Source organism: Pseudomonas sp. UBA7530 (assembly GCF_002479365.1).
GTDB lineage: Bacteria > Pseudomonadota > Gammaproteobacteria > Pseudomonadales > Pseudomonadaceae > Aquipseudomonas.
In genome coordinates, this window is the sequence record NZ_DLMS01000011.1 from 1,237,907 (window position 1) to 1,254,948 (window position 17,042).

At 62.4% G+C, this 17,042-nt stretch carries 23 protein-coding genes and 1 pseudogene; 14 read left to right on the forward strand and 10 right to left on the reverse strand.

Features of this window, described 5'->3' with window-relative positions; genetic code table 11:
- The 6 genes and pseudogenes from B2U07_RS19430 to B2U07_RS19455 all read left to right on the forward strand — a co-directional run.
- On the forward strand, positions 1-246 hold a 246-nt coding region (locus B2U07_RS19430; protein WP_296277555.1), incomplete at its 5' end, for a metallopeptidase TldD-related protein.
- A 158-nt stretch (positions 247-404) separates the two neighbouring features.
- Complete coding sequence (locus B2U07_RS19435) at positions 405-797, forward strand: FagA protein (protein WP_275547017.1); 393 nt, start codon at positions 405-407, stop codon at positions 795-797.
- Positions 790-2,178: pseudogene (locus B2U07_RS19440) on the forward strand (class II fumarate hydratase). Before B2U07_RS19435 ends, B2U07_RS19440 begins: the two are co-directional and overlap by 8 nt.
- Positions 2,179-2,276: 98 nt before the next feature.
- The gene (locus tag B2U07_RS19445; protein WP_275547019.1) at positions 2,277-2,729 is read left to right on the forward strand and encodes a tetratricopeptide repeat protein; all 453 of its coding nucleotides are present in this window, start codon (positions 2,277-2,279) and stop codon (positions 2,727-2,729) included.
- A 12-nt stretch (positions 2,730-2,741) separates the two neighbouring features.
- On the forward strand, positions 2,742-3,353 hold the full coding sequence (locus B2U07_RS19450; RefSeq protein ID WP_275547020.1) for a superoxide dismutase: 612 nt from the start codon (positions 2,742-2,744) through the stop codon (positions 3,351-3,353).
- Between the two features lie 20 nt (positions 3,354-3,373).
- On the forward strand, positions 3,374-4,267 hold the full coding sequence (locus B2U07_RS19455; RefSeq protein WP_197857621.1) for a ZIP family metal transporter: 894 nt from the start codon (positions 3,374-3,376) through the stop codon (positions 4,265-4,267).
- A 17-nt stretch (positions 4,268-4,284) separates the two neighbouring features.
- Here B2U07_RS19455 and B2U07_RS19460 read toward each other — a convergent pair whose 3' ends face one another.
- The 10 genes from B2U07_RS19460 to B2U07_RS19505 all read right to left on the reverse strand — a co-directional run bounded on the left by B2U07_RS19460 (position 4,285) and on the right by B2U07_RS19505 (position 11,306).
- Positions 4,285-4,557, reverse strand: coding sequence for an HPr family phosphocarrier protein (locus tag B2U07_RS19460; protein WP_197857567.1), 273 nt, complete (start codon positions 4,555-4,557; stop codon positions 4,285-4,287).
- Positions 4,558-4,571: 14 nt separating this feature from the next.
- A complete protein-coding gene (gene rapZ, locus B2U07_RS19465) occupies positions 4,572-5,429 on the reverse strand; it encodes an RNase adapter RapZ (RefSeq protein WP_296277557.1) in 858 nt (285 codons plus the stop codon).
- A 1-nt stretch (position 5,430) separates the two neighbouring features.
- Entirely contained in the window at positions 5,431-5,895 is a 465-nt protein-coding gene (ptsN, locus tag B2U07_RS19470; RefSeq protein ID WP_197857565.1) for a PTS IIA-like nitrogen regulatory protein PtsN, read from the reverse strand.
- Between the two features lie 12 nt (positions 5,896-5,907).
- The gene (gene hpf / locus B2U07_RS19475) at positions 5,908-6,216 is read right to left on the reverse strand and encodes a ribosome hibernation-promoting factor, HPF/YfiA family (protein WP_003242873.1); all 309 of its coding nucleotides are present in this window, start codon (positions 6,214-6,216) and stop codon (positions 5,908-5,910) included.
- A 99-nt stretch (positions 6,217-6,315) separates the two neighbouring features.
- Entirely contained in the window at positions 6,316-7,809 is a 1,494-nt protein-coding gene (locus tag B2U07_RS19480; RefSeq protein WP_275547022.1) for an RNA polymerase factor sigma-54, read from the reverse strand.
- 175 nt (positions 7,810-7,984) lie between these two features.
- Positions 7,985-8,710: an LPS export ABC transporter ATP-binding protein gene (lptB, locus tag B2U07_RS19485; RefSeq protein WP_197857563.1), complete on the reverse strand. Its 726-nt coding sequence runs from the start codon at positions 8,708-8,710 to the stop codon at positions 7,985-7,987.
- Positions 8,710-9,249 carry a lipopolysaccharide transport periplasmic protein LptA gene (gene lptA / locus B2U07_RS19490; protein ID WP_197857562.1) on the reverse strand — a complete coding sequence of 180 codons (540 nt, stop codon included), beginning with the start codon at positions 9,247-9,249 and terminating at the stop codon, positions 8,710-8,712. The genes lptB and lptA overlap by 1 nt, the downstream gene beginning before the upstream one ends.
- Positions 9,236-9,802 carry an LPS export ABC transporter periplasmic protein LptC gene (lptC, locus tag B2U07_RS19495; RefSeq protein ID WP_197857554.1) on the reverse strand — a complete coding sequence of 189 codons (567 nt, stop codon included), beginning with the start codon at positions 9,800-9,802 and terminating at the stop codon, positions 9,236-9,238. The genes lptA and lptC overlap by 14 nt, the downstream gene beginning before the upstream one ends.
- An 8-nt stretch (positions 9,803-9,810) precedes the next feature.
- On the reverse strand, positions 9,811-10,332 hold the full coding sequence (locus B2U07_RS19500) for a KdsC family phosphatase (protein WP_197857552.1): 522 nt from the start codon (positions 10,330-10,332) through the stop codon (positions 9,811-9,813).
- Positions 10,332-11,306, reverse strand: a complete 975-nt coding sequence (locus B2U07_RS19505) for a KpsF/GutQ family sugar-phosphate isomerase (RefSeq protein WP_197857551.1) — start codon at positions 11,304-11,306, stop codon at positions 10,332-10,334. The genes B2U07_RS19500 and B2U07_RS19505 overlap by 1 nt, the downstream gene beginning before the upstream one ends.
- A 243-nt stretch (positions 11,307-11,549) precedes the next feature.
- Here B2U07_RS19505 and B2U07_RS19510 point away from each other — a divergent pair, with 243 nt between their 5' ends.
- From B2U07_RS19510 to hisG, 8 genes are all read left to right on the forward strand, one after another.
- Positions 11,550-12,359 carry an ABC transporter ATP-binding protein gene (locus tag B2U07_RS19510; RefSeq protein ID WP_296277560.1) on the forward strand — a complete coding sequence of 270 codons (810 nt, stop codon included), beginning with the start codon at positions 11,550-11,552 and terminating at the stop codon, positions 12,357-12,359.
- Complete coding sequence (mlaE, locus tag B2U07_RS19515; RefSeq protein ID WP_197857542.1) at positions 12,359-13,156, forward strand: lipid asymmetry maintenance ABC transporter permease subunit MlaE; 798 nt, start codon at positions 12,359-12,361, stop codon at positions 13,154-13,156. The genes B2U07_RS19510 and mlaE overlap by 1 nt, the downstream gene beginning before the upstream one ends.
- The gene (mlaD, locus tag B2U07_RS19520; protein WP_197857541.1) at positions 13,156-13,626 is read left to right on the forward strand and encodes an outer membrane lipid asymmetry maintenance protein MlaD; all 471 of its coding nucleotides are present in this window, start codon (positions 13,156-13,158) and stop codon (positions 13,624-13,626) included. The genes mlaE and mlaD overlap by 1 nt, the downstream gene beginning before the upstream one ends.
- 14 nt (positions 13,627-13,640) lie before the next feature.
- On the forward strand, positions 13,641-14,273 hold the full coding sequence (locus tag B2U07_RS19525; protein ID WP_275547025.1) for an MlaC/ttg2D family ABC transporter substrate-binding protein: 633 nt from the start codon (positions 13,641-13,643) through the stop codon (positions 14,271-14,273).
- Positions 14,270-14,578, forward strand: a complete 309-nt coding sequence (locus B2U07_RS19530) for an STAS domain-containing protein (protein ID WP_296277562.1) — start codon at positions 14,270-14,272, stop codon at positions 14,576-14,578. Before B2U07_RS19525 ends, B2U07_RS19530 begins: the two co-directional genes overlap by 4 nt.
- Positions 14,579-14,696: 118 nt before the next feature.
- Entirely contained in the window at positions 14,697-14,936 is a 240-nt protein-coding gene (locus tag B2U07_RS19535; protein WP_197857538.1) for a BolA family protein, read from the forward strand.
- A gap of 22 nt (positions 14,937-14,958) precedes the next feature.
- Positions 14,959-16,224 (forward strand): UDP-N-acetylglucosamine 1-carboxyvinyltransferase, encoded by a 1,266-nt coding sequence (gene murA / locus B2U07_RS19540; protein WP_197857537.1) that lies wholly within the window; start codon positions 14,959-14,961, stop codon positions 16,222-16,224.
- 62 nt (positions 16,225-16,286) lie between these two features.
- Entirely contained in the window at positions 16,287-16,922 is a 636-nt protein-coding gene (gene hisG / locus B2U07_RS19545; protein WP_061240588.1) for an ATP phosphoribosyltransferase, read from the forward strand.
- The last annotated feature ends 120 nt before the right edge of the window (positions 16,923-17,042 follow it).

Here is a 17,042-nt window from a genome sequence, read left to right on the forward strand (position 1 = left end):
GGCCTGCTGGTGACCGAGCTGATGGGCCAGGGCCTGAATCTGGTCACTGGCGACTATTCCCGTGGTGCGGCGGGCTTCTGGGTGGAGAACGGCGAGATCCAGTTCCCGGTGCAGGAAGTGACCATCGCCGGCAACCTGCGCGACATGTTCCGCCAGATCGTCGCGGTCGGTCGCGATCTGGAGCGGCGCGGCAATATCTGCACCGGCTCGGTGCTGATCGAGAAGATGACCGTCGCTGGTAGCTGACAGCCGCTGATGCGCGGCCCGACCGGCCGCGCACGTTCTGCCATTGACGATCCCGCTTGAGCGGCGGGTCGCCTTGCACATGAAAGCCCACACATTCTATGTATTGATTATTTTTCTCAAAAGAGAATTAATATCATTAATTGATTGGGTGGGTGTCCATGTTCTATCCCTTTTTCACGCCTTGTCCGAACTGCTGGCGTTGGCAGGGTTTTCTCGTGCGCTGCGCCCTGCGGCCCGATGAGCCGCGCCTGCTCGATTTCCACGAATGGCATGGTCGGCAGCTGGTGGAGCGCGGCCTGCTGGATGCCTGGCGCGTCTCGCGCATCACGCTCGAACTCTTGCTCGACACCGCCTGCGACCCGGCGTTGCCCTGGCACTGGCGCTCCCTTTGCCTGGATCGCGCCTACCGGCCGTTGCGCGTGATGCAGCAGCAGGCACTCGATCCCGCGCGTCAGCGCAGCCTGGGCATGCTGCTCAATCGCCTGGCAACGCTGCGCCTGGAACCCTCCCTCTCTTTCACCGAATCGGCAAAAGGACATCCTTATGAGTGAAACCCTCAGCGGCACCCGCATCGAACGTGACAGCATGGGCGAGCTGGAGGTGCCGAGCGCGGCGCTCTACGGTGCGCAGACCCAGCGTGCGGTGAATAATTTTCCGGTTTCAGGGCAGCGCATGCCGGGGCCCTTCATTCGTGCACTGATCCTGGCCAAGGCCGCTGCAGCGCGGGCCAACGTCGAGTTGCAGCAACTCGATCCGCTGATGGGCGATGCCATTGTGGGTGCCTGTCAGCAGTTGCTCGACGGCGATTTCATGGCGCATTTTCCGGTGGACGTGTTCCAGACCGGCTCCGGTACCAGCTCCAACATGAACGCCAACGAGGTGATCGCCACCCTGGCAAGTCGCATCCTTGGCGATAGCGTCAGTGCCAACGATCACGTCAATTGCGGCCAGAGCAGCAACGACATCATCCCCACGACCATCCATGTCAGCGCAGCCATCGAACTGCATGAACGTCTGCTCCCGGCGCTCGGCCACCTGCTCAAGGTGCTGTGCGAAAAATCCCTGGAGGTTCAGCCGTACATCAAAACCGGGCGCACGCATCTGATGGATGCCATGCCGGTGCGCATGAGTCAGGTGCTGGACGGCTGGGGGCAGCAAATTCAGGCCAATGTCGAGCACCTGCGGGCATTGCAGCCCAGCGTGCAGGCGCTGGCCCAGGGTGGCACCGCGGTCGGTACGGGCGTCAATGCACATCCTCGTTTCGCCGAGCAGTTCTGCCTGGAGTTGGGCCGCCTGACGGGGGTTGATTTCACCTCCGGCAACAACTTCTTCGCGCTGATCGGCTCGCAGGACACGGCCGTGGCCGTATCCGGCCAGCTCAAGACTACCGCCGTATCGCTGATGAAGATCGCCAACGATCTGCGCTGGATGAACTCGGGGCCGCTGGCCGGACTGGCGGAAATCGAGCTGGAAGCCCTCCAGCCCGGCTCCTCGATCATGCCCGGCAAGGTCAATCCGGTGATACCCGAGGCGGTAGCCATGGTGTCGGCGCAGGTGATCGGCAACGACTCGGCCATCGCCATCGCCGGCCAGTCCGGCAATTTCGAACTCAACGTCATGCTGCCGCTGATTGCCGACAATCTGCTCTACAGCATTCAGTTGCTGACCAACGCCAGTCGTCTGCTGGCTGATCGGGCCATTTCCAGCTTCAAGGTCAACCAGCCCAAGCTCAAGGAAGCACTGGATCGCAACCCGATTCTGGTGACGGCGCTGAACCCGATCATCGGTTACCTCAAGGCCGCCGAAGTCGCCAAGTAGGCCTACCGCGAGGGACGGCCGATCATCGAGGTGGCGCTGGAACATACCGACCTGTCGCGAGTGCAGCTCGAGCAGCTGCTCAACCCGGAAAAACTCACTGAAGGCGGCCTCTGAGTCGCTTTCGTCCCGGAAACTGCTCACGTGCCCGCTCGGCCAGACAGCGTGCAGCCGGGCCGGTAAGTCGTGGACGGGTTCTTACCAGGAGGTCTGTCATGGAGCACTGGAAAACCATCATCGAAACCGGCAACCGCTGTTTCAGCGAAGGCGACTGGGTCACGGCCCGCGAACTCTATCTGCAGGCGTTGGCCGAGGCTCAGGTGATGTTCGGGCGCTGGCCTGATCACAACATGGCGGTGGCAGCCTTCGTAATTTCCCATCACAACCTGGCCGATTTGCATTTGGCGCTGGGACAGCCGGAGGAGGCTGCGGAAAACCTCTGCGCCAGTCATGAGCGCCTGTTGCAGACCCTGGCCGACAGCCAGCAGCCGCAGGCTCTGCGCGAAGTCGCCCTGCACCACAGCCGCCGCACCTACGTCGAGCTGTTGCAGTTCATCGGCGAGCACGGCGCCTTCCCTCGCACCGATCGTTTGCTGGGCGCTTCGCAGCGCCATGCCTGGCAGCGCCAGTCGGTCAATCCGGCCAGCCAAGGCCGCCACTATCACTGAAGGAGATCGTCCATGCCCTATAGCCTGCCCGCACTGCCATACGCTTACGATGCCCTGGAACCGCATATCGATGCGCAGACCATGGAAATTCATCACGTCAAACACCACCAGACCTACATCAACAATCTGAACGCGGCCCTGGAAGGGACGTCCTATGCACAAGAGCCGGTGGAAGAGCTGCTGAGCCGCTGGAAGGAATTACCGCAGAACCTGCACGCCGCATTGATCAACCAGGGTGGGGGACATGCCAACCACACACTGTTCTGGACGGTCATGTCGCCTTCTGGTGGGGGTAAGCCCGACGGTGAGCTGGCGACAGCGATCGATGCCGAGCTGGGCGGCTTCACGGCGTTCCAGGACGCCTTTACCAAGGCCGCTCTGAGCCGGTTTGGCAGTGGCTGGGCATGGCTCAGCGTGACGTCGGAGAAAAAACTCGTGGTAGAAAGCAGCGCCAACCAGGACAGCCCCTTGATGCATGGCAACACTCCGATCCTCGGGCTGGATGTGTGGGAGCACGCTTACTACCTGCGCTATCAAAATCGCCGGCCGGAGTACATCGGGGCCTTCTACAACGTCATCGACTGGCGTGAAGTGGCGCGTCGATACCGGCAGGCCCTGAGTTGAATGTACGGATATCCCAGGTGATGCGAGCCCCGCTGACTTCCCTTCCCAGCCTCAATGGCCGAGTTCTGCGTTATTTGCTCGGTGGTGCCATCCTGTTTTGCGGTGGGTTGTTGCTCTTCGTTCAGTCGGCCGCGCTGATCGACCAGAGCGTGCAGCCGCAACTCATGCGAGCGATGCAGGCTGGCCTGCTGTGTGCAACGGGGACAGCGCTGGGCGCCTTGCCGGTGCTGTTCATGGGCGAGCTGTCGCAGCGCTGGCGCGACAGCCTGCTCGGTTTCGGCGGCGGCGTCATGCTGGCAGCGACAGTGTTCTCCCTGCTCACCCCGGCATTGGACGTGGCGGCGGAGCAGGGATTTACGCCTTGGGGGGCGGGCGTCATGGCCAGCATCGGCCTGCTGCTGGGCGCCGCAGCACTGCTGGGCCTGGGTAAGCTGCTCGAGGAACGGCGTTACCTGTCTGATCCACAGGCGGGGCCGGGACCGGGCGCGCTGCTGTTCGTGATTGCCATCATGTTGCACAACGTGCCGGAAGGCATGGCTGTCGGAGTCGCTGCGGGAGCCGGACTGGCTGGCGCCGGTGGCCTGGCGATCGGCATTGCCCTGCAGAACGTCCCCGAAGGGCTAATCGTCGCTTTGGTGCTGGCCAGTGCGGGAGTGAGTCGCGGCAAGGCGGTACTGATCGGTGCCGCGTCCGGATTGGTCGAACCGCTGTTCGCGGTACTCTGCGCATGGCTGGTCAGTGTCTCGCAGGTGCTGTTGCCTTGGGGGTTGGCGCTTGCCGCTGGCGCCATGCTGTTCGCGGTCATTCACGAAATCATCCCCGAGTCGCACGGTAACGGGCACCGTGGCGATGCCAGCCTGGCGCTGACGGCGGGCTTCTGCGTAATGATGGTGATGGATACGGCGCTGGCTTGAGGCGGTCTCGGTGCGCCTCATTCGCCTTCGTCGAAGTAGTTTTCGATGAGGCCGACCAGAGCGTCCATGGCCTGCTGGTCCTGCTCGCCTTCGGTATGCAGGTGCACACAGGTGCCCTTGCCCGCAGCCAGCATCATCACTGCCATGATGCTCTTGCCGTCCACCAGGCTTTCGGCGCTACGGCCGATTCGCACCTGGCAGGGGTAGGTGCTCGCCACGCCGACGAACTTCGCCGCGGCGCGGGCGTGCAGGCCGAGCTTGTTGATGATGGTGATTTCACGTGCGGGCATCGCGGCATGGCTCCTTAGCTGAGGTCGCGGTGGCGCACCTGGACGTTCTTCAGCGAGTCTTTGAGTGCCTGGCTCAGGCGGTTGGCCAGATACACCGAGCGGTGGTGACCACCGGTGCAACCAATGGCGATGGTGACGTACGCGCGGTTGCTGGCGGCGAAGCGCGGCAGCCATTTTTCCAGGTAGGCGAGAATGTCCTGATACATCTCCTCGACCTCCGGTTGCGCCGCCAGGTAGTCGACCACTGGTTGATCCAGGCCGGAATAGTCGCGCAGCTCAGGCTTCCAGTAAGGGTTGGGCAGGCAGCGTGCATCGAACACCAGATCGGCGTCGACCGGCATGCCACGCTTGAAACCGAAGGACTCGACGAGAAAGGCGGTGCCGGTCTGCGTCTGGCCGAGCAGGCGCAGCTTGAGCGTATCGCGCAGCTGATAGAGGTTCAGCCTCGTGGTATCGATCTTCAGATCGGCGCGATCGGTGATCGGTGCCAGCAGCTGACTTTCGTAGGCGATGGCCTCGCCCAGCGAGCGGTTGTCGTTGGTCAGCGGGTGGCGTCTGCGGGTTTCCGAGAAGCGTTTGAGCAGCGTCTCGTCTTCGGCGTCGAGGTAGAGCACGTCGCAGCGGATGTTGCGCTGGCGTACTTCTTCGAGCAGCTCCGGGAAGCGCTTGAGCTGGCTCAGCAGGTTGCGTGCATCGATGGAAACGGCCACCTGCGGCAGCAGCATATCGCTGTGTGGCAGGAAGCGCTCGGCGAGGTCGGGCAGCAGGCCGGCCGGCAGGTTGTCGATGCAATAGAAACCGTTGTCCTCAAGTACATCGAGGGCGGTGCTCTTGCCCGAGCCGGAGCGACCGCTGACGATGATCAGGCGCATGTCATTGACCGTTCTGAATGTCCACCACGACCTGATAGAGATCTTCGCCGCTGTTGGCCTGGCGCAGACGTTCGCGTACTTCCTGGCGATCGAGCATGCTGGCGATCTGGCGCAGCAGTTCGAGGTGCGCGTCGGTTGCCGCTTCCGGCACCAGCAGGACGAACAGCAGATCGACCGGCACGCCGTCGATGGCGTCGAAGTCGACCGCGGTGTCGAGGTGCAACACGGCGCTGATCGGTGCACTGCAGCCGGCCAGGCGGCAGTGGGGAATGGCAATGCCGTTGCCGAAGCCGGTGGAACCGAGCTTCTCGCGGGCGATAAGGCTTTCGAAGATGTCCTGGGCATCCAGGTCGGGCAGGTCGCGGGCAACCAGGTTGGCGATCTGTTCGAGCACGCGTTTCTTACTGCCGCCCGGCACGTTCACCAGGGAACGGCCGGGGGTCAGGATGTTTTCAAGTCGGATCATGGATGGGGAATGTTAGCGGGCCGTGGCGCCTTGCAGACGCTCGAGCTGCTTTTCCTTGTGCTTGATGAGTTGACGGTCGAGTTTGTCGGCCAACAGGTCGATGGCAGCGTACATGTCCTGATGTTCGGCATTGGCGACGACTTCGCCGCCGGCGACATGCAGGGTGGCTTCGATCTTCTGCTTGAGTTTCTCGACCTCCATGGTCACCTGAACGTTGGTGATCTTGTCGAAGTGGCGTTCCAGTCGGCCCAGTTTCTCGCCGATATAGTCACGCAGGGCGTCGGTCACATCCAGCTGATGTCCACTGATGTTGACTTGCATACCGCTTTCTCCTTGTTGCCTTGTGTAAGAGACGGGTCTGGTTCGACCCGCCGCCGGAACACTCTGGCCTGAAGACCCTGGGCCTTCAGTCGATCTGGCCTACATCAGTCGCTTGCGCTCACTGGAGGGCGCGATACCGAGGGACTCGCGATACTTGGCGACCGTCCGACGGGCGACTTGGATGCCTTGTGCCTCCAGTAAACCAGCGATCTTGCTGTCACTCAACGGCTTTTTCGCGTTTTCTGCCGCAACCAGTTTCTTGATGATCGCGCGGATCGCGGTGGACGAGCATTCGCCGCCTTCGGAGGTGCTGACGTGGCTGGAGAAGAAATATTTCAGCTCGTAAATGCCGCGCGGGGTGTGCATGAATTTCTGCGTGGTCACGCGCGAAATGGTCGACTCGTGCATGCCGACCGCTTCGGCGATGTCGTGCAGCACCAGAGGCTTCATCGCCTCGTCGCCGTAATCGAGAAAGCCGCGTTGGTGCTCGACGATCTGCGTGGCCACCTTCATCAGCGTCTCGTTGCGGCTCTGCAGGCTCTTGATGAACCAGCGCGCTTCCTGCAGCTGGTTGCGCATGAAGGTGTTGTCGGCGCTGGAGTCGGCGCGTTTGACGAAGCCGGCATACTGCGGGTTGACCCGCAGGCGCGGCATGGCTTCCTGGTTCAGCTCCACCAGCCAGCGGTCGTTGTGCTTGCGCACGATCACGTCCGGAACGACGTACTCCGGCTCGCTGGATTCGATCTGCGACCCCGGGCGCGGATTCAGGCGCTGGATCAGGTCGATGACCTGGCGCAGTTCGTCTTCCTTGAGCTTGGTGCGGCGCATCAGCTGGGCGTAATCGCGGCTGCCGAGCAACTCGAGATAATCGCTGACGACGCGCTGGGTCTCGTTCAGCCAGCTCGTATTGGCAGGCAGCTGGCGCAATTGCAGCAGCAGGCATTCGCGCAGGTCGCGGGCACCGATACCGGCCGGTTCGAACTGCTGGATGCGGTGCAGCACCACTTCCACTTCGTCCAGCTCGATATCCAGCTCTGGGTCGAAGGATTCGGTCACTTCCTCGAGGGTTTCCTCGAGATAACCATCGTTGTTGATACAGTCGATCAGGGTGGCGGCGATCAGCCGGTCCTTGTCCGACATGGGGGCCAGGTTCAGTTGCCAGAGCAGATGGCTCTGCAGGCTCTCGCCGGTGGAAGTGCGGGTGGTGAAGTCCCACTCGTCATCATCGTTGCTGGGCAGGCTGCTGGCGCTGGTCTGGTAGATGTCTTCCCAGGCGGTATCGACTGGCAACTCGTTGGGGATGCGGTCGCCCCATTCGCCATCCTCCAGGTTATCCACCGTCGGAGTGGTCTCCTGGTAGCTCTCTTCCTTGCTCGGGGCGGGAGCGGCGCTTTCGGCGCCATCAGCCATCGGGTCGCTGTTGTCGAAGTCGTCGCCATCTTCCTGGCGCTCGAGCATGGGATTGGATTCCAGCGCCTCCTGGATTTCCTGTTGCAGGTCCAGGGTCGACAGTTGGAGGAGGCGGATAGCCTGTTGCAGCTGCGGGGTCATCGTCAGCTGCTGGCCCATCTTGAGGACTAGCGATGGTTTCATTGCAGACCTTAATTTACTGGCGAGTTACGCCTTCCACATCAGGGCGCCGAAGCGCCGCCAGGAAGCAAATTATATGCCTGAATTTCTCGTTCTTGCCTAGGGGTTGCAATATTTCTGTAGCGAAATAGCGGCGATCTACAGGCAGTGTGAAGGCGCAGTATTTTCACGCAGCCTGCTACAGGCGGAACTCGTGGCCCAGATAAACTTCCTTCACCGTCTGGTTGGCGAGGATGGTCTCGGCGTCACCTTCGGCGATCAATTGCCCATCATTGACGATGTAAGCGGTTTCGCAGATATCCAGGGTCTCGCGCACGTTGTGATCGGTGATGAGGATGCCGATGCCCTTGGTCTTGAGGTGATGGATGATCTGCTTGATGTCGCCCACCGAAATCGGGTCGACACCGGCGAAGGGTTCGTCGAGCAGGATGAACTTGGGATTGGTCGCCAGGGCGCGGGCGATCTCCACGCGGCGTCGCTCGCCACCGGACAGGCTCATGCCGAGGCTGTCGGCGATGTGGTGGATATGGAACTCCTGCAGCAGGCTGTCCAGTTCCGCCTGCCGCCCGGCGCGGTCCAAGTCCTTGCGCGTTTCCAGAATGGCCATGATGTTGTCGGCCACAGACAGTTTGCGGAAGATCGAGGCTTCCTGCGGCAGGTAGCCGATGCCGGCGCGCGCGCGGCCGTGCATGGGCTGGTGGCTGACGTCGTGGTCGTCGATCAGCACGCGGCCCTGATCGGCGCGCACCAGGCCGACGATCATGTAGAAGCAGGTGGTCTTGCCGGCGCCATTGGGGCCGAGCAGGCCGACGATCTGACCGCTTTCGATGCTCAAGCTGACGTCACGCACGACCTGGCGGCTCTTGTAGCTTTTCGCCAGGTGTTGGGCTTTGAGAATGGCCATTACTGTTGCTGATCCGCGGGTTTGTTCTTCGGCTGGATGACCATGTCGATGCGCGGGCGCGGCGTGCTGACGTTGCCGCCCGTGGCGCGACCGGCATTGACGATCTGGCGGCGGGTGTCATAGACGATCTTCTCGCCTTCGAAGGTATTGCCTTCCTGAATCACCTTGGCCTGGTCGATCAGTACGATGCGCTCGTTGCTGGCGAAGTACTGGATGGTCTTGCCGTAGGCCTTGACGATGTCCTTGTCCACGGCTGGCTTCTGCTCGTAATAGGCCAGGTTGCCCACCGAGGTGAAGACGTCGATATCGCCACTGGCGGTCTGCGTGATGGTCACGGTGTCGCCGGTGATCTTCAGGGTGCCCTGGGTGATGATCACGTCGCCGCGATAAACCGCGACGCCCTGCTTGTCATCCAGTTCGGCGCTGTCGGCCTGGATGCGGATCGGCTGGTCGCGATCCGATGGCAGTGCCCAGGCAGCCGCGCTTCCCAATGCGGCGCTGAGGCTGAGAATCAGGGGGAGGGTATTAACGAACCTCATGCTGGCCTCTTACGTTGGACTGCAGGAGCATCCTGCCGTCATTCAAGTACGCTTTCATTCCTTGTGCCGTGGTCACCCCGTTGGCCGCGACGATTCTAACGGCTTGCTCGGTCTGCGCATATTCCTTGTCGGGAATAACGGTCATGCGGCTACTGGTGATGATGGTTGGACGGTCCTTGGCATCGGTGCGGGCGATGCGCACGTCGTCGATCAGTTCCACCTCGACGCCGCCGGGCGAGACTTCGGCACGCTGGCTGGTCACTTTCCAGGGCAATTCGGTGCCGCGGTAGAGGTCCAGCTTGGGCGTGTCGATCAGGGTGATGTCGGTACTCTTGACGTGTTCGAGCTTGTCCGCGGTCATGCGGTAGTGCAGTTTGCCGTCATCCTGGAACTGCACGGTGCGTGCGCCGACCACATAGAAGTCGATGACATTGTCATCGCCGTTCTGCTGGGCTACGCGGGCGCTGTCCGGCGCGAGGTTCCAGTAGCCGAGAGCGGCCACCACCACTGCGATCAGCGCGAAGATCAGAGTATTGAGAAGTTTACGCGGCATGCTGTTCTCTATAGATAGGCGGCCTGGGCCGCTTCCAGTGTGCCCTGGGCACGCATGATCAGTTCGCAGAATTCCCGCGCCGCACCGTCACCGCCACGCGCCTGGGTCACGCCATGGGCATGCTGGCGCACGAAACTGTCGGCGCTGGCCACGGCCATGCCCAATCCGACACGGCGAATCACCGGAAGGTCCGGCAGGTCGTCGCCCAGATAGGCAACTTCTTCATAGCTTAGGCCGAGTTCGGCGAGCAGGCCGTCGAGCACCACGAGTTTGTCCTCGCGGCCCTGGAACAGGTGCTGGATGCCGAGGTTGTTGGCGCGGCGCTCCACTACCGGGGTCTTGCGGCCGCTGATGATGGCGGTGCGCACGCCCGAGTTGATCAGCATCTTGATGCCGTGACCGTCGAGCGTATTGAAGGTCTTGAACTCGCTGCCGTCTTCGAGAAAGTACAGGCGGCCGTCGGTGAGCACGCCATCGACGTCGAAGATCGCCAGTTTGACGGCGCGGGCGCGTTGCAGCAGGTCGTTCATCACATTACTCCGGCGCGCAGCAGGTCGTGCATGTTGAGGGCGCCGACCGGCTTGTCTTGGTCGTCGACCACCACCAGCGCGTTGATCTTGTGGTCTTCCATGATCTTCAGGGCTTCGGCGGCGAGCATCTCGGCGCGGGCGGTCTTGCCGTGCGGGGTCATGACCTCGTCGATCGACGCCTGGCGTACGTCGATGCCCTTGTCCAGGGTGCGGCGCAGATCGCCATCGGTGAAGATGCCGGCCAGGCGGCCGTCTTCTTCCAGTACCACGGTCATGCCCAGGCCTTTCTGGGTCATTTCCAGTAGCGCGTCGCGCAGGCTGGTGCCGCGGCGCACGCAGGGCAGCGCATCGCCCTTGTGCATGACGTTTTCCACCTTGAGCAACAGGCGACGGCCAAGGGCGCCGCCCGGATGGGAGAAGGCGAAGTCTTCGGCAGTGAAACCGCGCGCTTCCAGCAAGGCGATGGCCAGGGCATCGCCCAGCACCAGGCTGGCGGTGGTCGAGGAGGTCGGCGCCAGGTTCAGCGGGCAGGCTTCCTGCGATACGCGGGCATCGAGATTAACCTCGGCGGCTTTGGCCAGGGGCGAGTCGGGGTTGCCGGTCATGCTGATCAGGCGGATGCCGAGGCGCTTGATCAGCGGCAGCAGGGTGACGATCTCGGCGGTCGAGCCCGAATTGGACAGGGCCAGGACGATGTCGTCCTTGGTGATCATGCCCATGTCGCCGTGGCTGGCTTCGGCCGGATGGACGAAGAATGCCGTGGTGCCGGTGCTGGCCAGGGTCGCGGCGATCTTGTTGCCGATGTGCCCGGACTTGCCCATGCCGACCACGACCACGCGTCCCTTGCAATTCAGAATGAGCTCGCAGGCCTTGATGAAATCGGCATCGATACGGGGCAACAGCTCCTGCACCGCTTCGAGTTCGAGGCGAATGGTGCGCTGCGCGGAGTCGATCAGGTCGCGGGTCTGGTTCATTGGGCTGAGCTGTCGGGCGAAAAAAGACGGGGATTATAACGGGAAAAGCTTTCTGCGCTCACCTCTGCTTTAAGCAGCCTATGTCGAAGCTGTCGCAAGTCTGAACGCCGTATTGTGGCGCTATTGGGCGGCATGTCCGGCAAATGCTATAGTTCGCGGCCATTTTGGCCCCCTCTGGCCGGCGCGTGTCCTGGCATCGGGAGGCGGCGTCTGCAAGGAAGGCCTGGTTTTCGAGGAGTTCAGATGAGCGCCGAGCACGAGTACGTGATCGAGTTGCAGGGCGTCAGCTTTCAGCGCGGCGCGCGGTCGATTTTCGATAAGGTCGACATCCGCATTCCGCGCGGTAAGGTCACCGGCATCATGGGCCCCTCCGGCTGCGGCAAGACTACCTTGTTGCGTCTGATCGCCGCCGAGCTGCGCCCCTCCGCAGGCGATGTTCGCGTCGAGGGCGTGAGCCTGCCGAAGCTGTCGCGGGACGAGCTGTTCGACATGCGCAAGCAGATGGGCGTGCTGTTTCAGAGCGGCGCGCTGTTCACCGATCTCGACGTGTTCGAGAACGTGGCGTTCCCGCTACGTGTGCACACCAAGCTTCCGGAAGAGATGATTCGCGACATCGTCCTGATGAAACTGCAGGCCGTTGGCCTGCGCGGCGCGCTGGAACTGATGCCGGACGAGCTATCCGGCGGCATGAAACGTCGTGTGGCGCTGGCCCGCGCTATCGCTCTCGATCCGCAGATTCTGCTTTATGACGAGCCGTTCGTCGGCCAGGACCCCATCGCCATGGGCGTGCTGGTGCGCCTGATTCGTCTGCTCAACGATGCGCTGGGGATCACCAGTGTAGTGGTCTCTCACGATCTCGCGGAAACCGCCAGCATCGCCGACTACATCTACGTAGTCGGTGACGCTCAAGTATTGGGGCAGGGCACGCCGGCCGAGCTGATGGAGTCGGATAATCCGCGTATTCGTCAGTTCATGAAGGGCATTCCGGACGGCCCGGTGCCGTTCCATTTTCCAGCGCCGGACTACCGCGAAGATCTGTTGGGGAGAGGTTGATGCGTAGAATTTCACCGCTCGAACGGCTGCGGCTGTTCGGTCGTGCGGGTATCGATGTGGTCGCGACGCTGGGGCGCTCGGTGCTGTTCCTGGTCGGCGCGCTGTTCGGCCGCAGTCGCGCCGGCAAGCCGTTGCAACTGTTGATCAAGCAGCTGTTCGCGGTCGGCGTGATGTCGCTGGCGATCATCGTCGTTTCCGGCGTTTTCATCGGCATGGTGCTGGCCCTGCAGGGCTACAACATCCTGGTCAGCTATGGCTCCGAGCAGGCGGTCGGGCAGATGGTCGCCCTGACCCTGCTGCGTGAACTGGGGCCGGTGGTCACTGCGCTGCTGTTCGCCGGTCGCGCAGGTTCGGCGCTGACCGCCGAGATCGGCAACATGAAGTCGACCGAGCAGCTCTCCAGCCTGGAGATGATCGGTGTCGACCCGCTCAAGTACATCGTCGCGCCACGGCTGTGGGCCGGCTTCATCTCGATGCCGCTGCTCGCGATGATCTTCAGCGTCGTCGGCATCTGGGGCGGGGCGATGGTCGCCGTGGACTGGCTGGGCGTCTACGAGGGATCGTTCTGGTCCAACATGCAGAACAGTGTTTCCTTTTATGACGATGTGCTCAACGGCGTGATCAAGAGCATCGTCTTCGCCTTCGTGGTGACCTGGATCGCCGTGTTCCAGGGCTACGACTGCGAACCCACTTCCGAGGGCATCAGCCGCGCGACCACGCGCACCGTGGTGTATGCCTCGCTGGCCGTGCTTGGCCTGGATTTCATTCTGACCGCTTTGATGTTTGGAGACTTCTGATGCAAAACCGCACGCTGGAGATTGGTGTCGGCCTGTTCCTCATGGCCGGTGTGCTGGCCCTGCTGCTGTTGGCCCTGCGCGTCAGCGGCCTGAGCGTCGGCAGTGCAGGCGATACCTACAAGGTCTACGCCTACTTCGACAACATCGCCGGGCTGACCGTGCGCGCCAAGGTGACCATGGCCGGCGTGAGCATCGGCAAGGTCACTGCCGTCGATCTGGATCGCGACAGTTACATGGGCCGAGTGACCCTGGAGCTCGATGGCAACGTCAATAACCTGCCCGAGGATTCCACCGCGTCGATCCTGACTGCAGGTCTGCTCGGTGAGAAGTACATCGGTATCAGCGTCGGTGGTGACGAGGAGGTGCTCAAGGACGGCAGTACCATCCACGACACGCAGTCCTCGCTGGTGCTGGAAGACCTGATTGGCAAATTCCTGCTTAATTCGGTCAATAAAGATGAAGCCAATTGATGAGGGCTCCTGACATGTTCAAGACCGTGCGTAATTCCCTGCTGGCGTTGCTTGCCGCCATGCCGCTGCTAGCCGTCGCCGCGCCAAGCGCCCACGAGGTGGTGCAGCAGACCACCGATACCCTGCTGGCCGACCTCAAGGCCAACAAGGAGCGCTATCGCAGCGATCCCAATGCGTTCTATGAGTCGCTCAACGAGATTCTCGGCCCTGTGGTCGACGTCGATGGCATCTCCCGTGGCGTGATGACCGTGCGCTACTCGCGCCAGGCCTCGCCCGAGCAGATGAGCCGCTTCCAGGAGAACTTCAAGCGCAGCCTGATGCAGTTCTATGGCAACGCCCTGCTCGAATACAACAACCAGGACATCCGCGTACTGCCGGCCAGCGGCAAGCAGGACGCCGAGCGCACGTCGGTCGGCATGGAAATCCGCGACGGCAAGGGCGTGGTCTATCCGCTGTCCTACACCATGGTTTCCCAGGATGGCACCTGGAAGCTGCGCAACGTGGTGATCAATGGCATCAACGTCGGCAAGCTGTTCCGCGACCAGTTCGCCCAGTCGATGCAGAACAACCGCAACGATCTGGACAAGGTCATCGACACCTGGGCCGATACCGTGGCCAGGGCGCGCCAGGCTCGGGGCGAGTCGTGAGTCAGGCGAGCATCAGCGAGCGCGCCGCTGGGCAACTGCAGCTCAGTGGTGTGCTCGATTACCGCACCGGCCCGCAGTTGCGTGAGCAGGGCGCGCGTTTGATCGCCGCCAGCAGCGCCGCGCAGCTGACGCTCGACTGCAGTGCGGTGGAGAAATCCAGCAGCGTCGGTCTGGCGCTGCTGCTGGCGTTCGTTCGCGATGCGCGCAAGGCAGGGCGTGAGCTGTCGATCGGTGCGCTGCCCGAGGACATGCGCGAGATCGCCCAGGTCGGCGGTCTGCTGGAATTGCTGCCGCTGCAACCGTGAAGCGCTTCCCGTCGTTCCGTCAGCACCGCTGCTGGCGGGGTTCGCAGGCGGGAGGCTTTTTTGTATGATGGCCGACCCGCGGGCGTAGGTAGCCCGAATGCGTCAGTCGAGGTCGAGCATGCAGGCTGCAGAAGTAAAAAGCCTCCTAGAGGAAAAACTCCCGAACACCCAGGTGGAAGTCGAAGGCGAAGGCTGCAACTTCCAGCTCAACCTGATCAGCGACGAGCTGGCTGCACTCAGCCCGGTCAAGCGTCAGCAGCAGATCTACGCCCATCTCAATGCCTGGATCGCCAGTGGCAGCATCCACGCCGTGACCATGAAATTCTTCAGCCAGGCCGATTGGGCCGCGCGTTCCTGAGCCTGCGGGCGACGAGATTCCTATGGATAAACTGATCATTACCGGCGGCGCTCGCCTCGATGGCGAAATCCGCATTTCCGGTGCGAAGAACTCTGCGCTGCCGATTCTGGCTGCCACCCTGCTGGGCGACGCTCCCGTCACCATCTGCAACCTGCCGCACCTGCACGACATCACCACCATGATCGAGCTGTTCGGTCGCATGGGCATCGAGCCGGTGATCGACGAGAAGCTGGCGGTGGAAGTCGACGCCCGCGCGATCAAGACTCTGGTTGCACCTTACGAGCTGGTAAAGACCATGCGCGCCTCGATCCTGGTGCTCGGCCCGATGGTCGCCCGTTTCGGTGAGGCCGAAGTGGCGCTGCCGGGCGGTTGCGCCATCGGTTCACGTCCGGTCGACCTGCACATCCGCGGCCTCGAGGCGATGGGCGCGATCATCGATGTCGAAGGCGGCTACATCAAGGCCAAGGCGCCGGAAGGCGGCCTGCGCGGCGCGCACTTCTTCTTCGACGTGGTCAGCGTGACCGGTACCGAGAACATCATGATGGCCGCGACGCTGGCCAAGGGCCGCAGCGTGCTGGAAAACGCCGCGCGCGAGCCGGAGGTGGTCGACCTGGCCAACTGCCTGATCGCCATGGGTGCGAAGATCCAGGGTGCCGGCACCGATACCATCATCATCGACGGCGTCGAGCGCCTGCATGGCGCGCGCTTCAGCGTGATGCCCGACCGTATCGAGACCGGTACCTACCTGGTCGCCGCTGCCGTCACCGGTGGCCGCGTCAAGGTCAAGGATGCAGACCCGTCGACCCTGGAGGCCGTGCTTGCCAAGCTGCAGGAAGCGGGCGCCGAGATCACCACCGGCCCGGACTGGATCGAGCTGGACATGAAGGGCAAGCGGCCGAAGGCCGTCAACCTGCGCACCGCGCCGTACCCGGCGTTCCCCACCGACATGCAGGCGCAGTTCATCGCTCTGAATGCCGTGGCCGAAGGCACTGGCACCATCATCGAAACCGTTTTCGAAAACCGCTTCATGCACGTCTACGAGATGCTGCGCATGGGCGCCAACATCCTGGTCGAAGGCAACACGGCTGTTGTCACCGGCGTCGAGATGCTCAAAGGCGCCCCCGTGATGGCGACCGACCTGCGTGCGTCGGCGAGCCTGGTGCTGGCTGCGCTGGTGGCCGAAGGCGATACTCTGATCGACCGCATCTACCACATCGACCGTGGCTACGAGTGCATCGAAGAGAAACTGCAACTGCTCGGTGCCAAGATCCGCCGAGTGCCGGGCTAAGTCTCCATTGCTGTAAGACCGCACCGATTGGTGCGGCCGCTTCCGCTCAAGGAAACCGTTTCATGCTGACCATCGCCCTGTCCAAAGGCCGCATTCTCGATGACACCCTGCCGCTGTTGGCGGCTGCCGGTATCGAGCCGACCGAGAACCCGGACAAGAGCCGCAAGCTGATCATTCCGACCACTCAGGATGACGTGCGCCTGTTGATCGTGCGTGCCACCGACGTGCCGACCTATGTCGAGCATGGCGCCGCCGACCTCGGCGTGGCAGGCAAGGACGTGCTGATGGAGTACGGTGGCCAGGGCATCTACGAGCCGCTGGATCTGCAGATCGCCAAGTGCAAGCTGATGACCGCCGGCAAGGTCGGTGCGCCGGAGCCGAAAGGACGCCTGCGTGTGGCCACCAAGTTCGTCAACGTTGCCAAGCGCTACTACGCCGAGCAGGGCCGCCAAGTCGATATCATCAAGCTGTACGGCTCGATGGAGTTGGCGCCGCTGGTGGGCCTGGCCGACAAGATCATCGACGTGGTCGACACCGGCAACACTCTGCGTGCCAACGGCCTGGAACCGCAGGAAATGATCGCCACCATCAGCTCTCGGCTGATCGTCAACAAGGCGTCGATGAAAATGCAGCACGCGCGCATCCAGGCGCTGATCGAAACCCTGCGTGGCGCCGTCGAGGCGCGACACCAAGGCTGACTCTTTTCGCGACCTCTGGTCGCGGCAGCCTATCCGTGTCATAGCCATTTTTCTTGGGTGCCCGCACGGTGGGCTTGCTACATTACGGGCGCCCGAGAAAAACGCCATTTAATGAGGCTT

Coding starts and splice junctions, on each gene's coding strand:
- B2U07_RS19435 (WP_275547017.1), top strand. CDS start 405: ATGTTCTATCCCTTTTTCACGCCTTGTCCGAACTGCTGGCGTTGGCAG.
- B2U07_RS19445 (WP_275547019.1), top strand. CDS start 2,277: ATGGAGCACTGGAAAACCATCATCGAAACCGGCAACCGCTGTTTCAGC.
- B2U07_RS19450 (WP_275547020.1), top strand. CDS start 2,742: ATGCCCTATAGCCTGCCCGCACTGCCATACGCTTACGATGCCCTGGAA.
- B2U07_RS19455 (WP_197857621.1), top strand. CDS start 3,374: ATGCGAGCCCCGCTGACTTCCCTTCCCAGCCTCAATGGCCGAGTTCTG.
- B2U07_RS19460 (WP_197857567.1), bottom strand. CDS start 4,557: ATGCCCGCACGTGAAATCACCATCATCAACAAGCTCGGCCTGCACGCC.
- rapZ (WP_296277557.1), bottom strand. CDS start 5,429: ATGCGCCTGATCATCGTCAGCGGTCGCTCCGGCTCGGGCAAGAGCACC.
- ptsN (WP_197857565.1), bottom strand. CDS start 5,895: ATGATCCGACTTGAAAACATCCTGACCCCCGGCCGTTCCCTGGTGAAC.
- hpf (WP_003242873.1), bottom strand. CDS start 6,216: ATGCAAGTCAACATCAGTGGACATCAGCTGGATGTGACCGACGCCCTG.
- B2U07_RS19480 (WP_275547022.1), bottom strand. CDS start 7,809: ATGAAACCATCGCTAGTCCTCAAGATGGGCCAGCAGCTGACGATGACC.
- lptB (WP_197857563.1), bottom strand. CDS start 8,710: ATGGCCATTCTCAAAGCCCAACACCTGGCGAAAAGCTACAAGAGCCGC.
- lptA (WP_197857562.1), bottom strand. CDS start 9,249: ATGAGGTTCGTTAATACCCTCCCCCTGATTCTCAGCCTCAGCGCCGCA.
- lptC (WP_197857554.1), bottom strand. CDS start 9,802: ATGCCGCGTAAACTTCTCAATACTCTGATCTTCGCGCTGATCGCAGTG.
- B2U07_RS19500 (WP_197857552.1), bottom strand. CDS start 10,332: ATGAACGACCTGCTGCAACGCGCCCGCGCCGTCAAACTGGCGATCTTC.
- B2U07_RS19505 (WP_197857551.1), bottom strand. CDS start 11,306: ATGAACCAGACCCGCGACCTGATCGACTCCGCGCAGCGCACCATTCGC.
- B2U07_RS19510 (WP_296277560.1), top strand. CDS start 11,550: ATGAGCGCCGAGCACGAGTACGTGATCGAGTTGCAGGGCGTCAGCTTT.
- mlaE (WP_197857542.1), top strand. CDS start 12,359: ATGCGTAGAATTTCACCGCTCGAACGGCTGCGGCTGTTCGGTCGTGCG.
- mlaD (WP_197857541.1), top strand. CDS start 13,156: ATGCAAAACCGCACGCTGGAGATTGGTGTCGGCCTGTTCCTCATGGCC.
- B2U07_RS19525 (WP_275547025.1), top strand. CDS start 13,641: ATGTTCAAGACCGTGCGTAATTCCCTGCTGGCGTTGCTTGCCGCCATG.
- B2U07_RS19535 (WP_197857538.1), top strand. CDS start 14,697: ATGCAGGCTGCAGAAGTAAAAAGCCTCCTAGAGGAAAAACTCCCGAAC.
- murA (WP_197857537.1), top strand. CDS start 14,959: ATGGATAAACTGATCATTACCGGCGGCGCTCGCCTCGATGGCGAAATC.
- hisG (WP_061240588.1), top strand. CDS start 16,287: ATGCTGACCATCGCCCTGTCCAAAGGCCGCATTCTCGATGACACCCTG.